The sequence below is a fragment of the Methylobacterium sp. Leaf123 genome (genome assembly GCF_001423405.1).
Lineage (GTDB): Bacteria > Pseudomonadota > Alphaproteobacteria > Rhizobiales > Beijerinckiaceae > Methylobacterium.
Genome location: NZ_LMNS01000032.1, coordinates 1 through 1,240, shown reverse-complemented (window position 1 = coordinate 1,240; position 1,240 = coordinate 1). Strand labels below are relative to the sequence as shown.

2 protein-coding genes are annotated in these 1,240 nt (G+C 34.0%); both read right to left on the bottom strand.

What is annotated here, in order from left to right; genetic code table 11:
- Positions 1-83: 83 nt before the first annotated feature.
- Entirely contained in the window at positions 84-677 is a 594-nt protein-coding gene (locus tag ASF53_RS25120; RefSeq protein WP_162242231.1) for an IS630 family transposase, read from the bottom strand.
- The gene (locus ASF53_RS25115) at positions 595-1,140 is read right to left on the bottom strand and encodes a helix-turn-helix domain-containing protein (RefSeq protein ID WP_082482767.1); all 546 of its coding nucleotides are present in this window, start codon (positions 1,138-1,140) and stop codon (positions 595-597) included. The genes ASF53_RS25120 and ASF53_RS25115 overlap by 83 nt, the downstream gene beginning before the upstream one ends.
- Between the last annotated feature and the right edge of the window lie 100 nt (positions 1,141-1,240).

Genomic DNA, 1,240 nt, shown 5'->3' with positions numbered 1-1,240 from the left:
GCCAATGGTTAAAACAGCAAAGATGATCAAACGTCATTGGAGCGGTATTTTGCAATGGAAGTTATACCATTTTCAAAAATAAACTAAACTAATTCTATCCATTCTCTACTACACAATTTCTTAACAAAATTATCCTTCTTTAAGATGTCATTCCAAGCATCGCAACATTTATCCACAATTTCTTCATAATCCTTAAAAGCCATATTTGATAAATATCTTTGCTTAATGTTAAGCCACAATTGCTCTACTGGATTAAGTTCTGGCGCATAAGGTGGTAAAGGCATTGGAATAATATTATCAAAACATTTGATTTTGCCAGTGGTATGCCACGCTGCTCTATCCATTATTACAACAGCATACCTGTCTTTTTCTGTTGCTTTAGATATTAGTCTTAAATGCTCTATCATGCCATCGGTGTTTGCTAACGGCAATACCAAGCCAAGTGCTTTGTCTTTTGCTGGGCAGGCTGCACCAAAGATATAAGCGTATTCAAATTGTTGCTGACGAATTGCTCTTGGTCTGCTACCTTTGGGTRCCCACATTCTAGTGATAGAGCCTTGTTGTCCCACTCTAGTTTCATCTTGGAACCAAACATCAACTTTGTTTAAGTCTGTGTCCGCAGGCAGGGCATCTACTACCTTTTGTTTGAAGTTTTTTATATAGGCTTTGTGCCTCAAGGTCTTGCTTTGGGTGTTTAGATCTAGAACTAATCCAACTAATATTGAGTCTATTTGTCAAGTTGTGAACACCATTTAAATTTTTGTAATGAATATCAAATTTATTTTTAAGCAACTGGTCTATTTCTATGAGCCTTATTCTRCCGCCTTTTTTATTTTCATTCATCTCAATAATACTATCAAATATTTTTGTTAGTGAATGTTTGGCAAATAATCCGATTCGTCCTGTATGTGGTTTTTCATTTAAGCCTTTGATGCCGTCTTTTTTGTAACGAGCAATCCATTGATTGACAGCATTAATATTAACTAAATATGTCTTAGCAGTATTGGCATAGGTATGCCCTTGTTGAATGTGGTGCATTGCCATTAATCGAATCTTAACTCTATGATGTGTTTGTTTTTTAGCTAGGCTTTTAAAATTTTCGTTGTAAAAAGATTTTGGAAGTGAACGAGGTCTTGGCATGATTTTATTGTCTTGTTAAAAACTTATTATTTTACCATATTTATATCTTTTATTTTTGAAAATGGTATTAGAGTCAATGAAACTAAGGTTTTTAAACTGT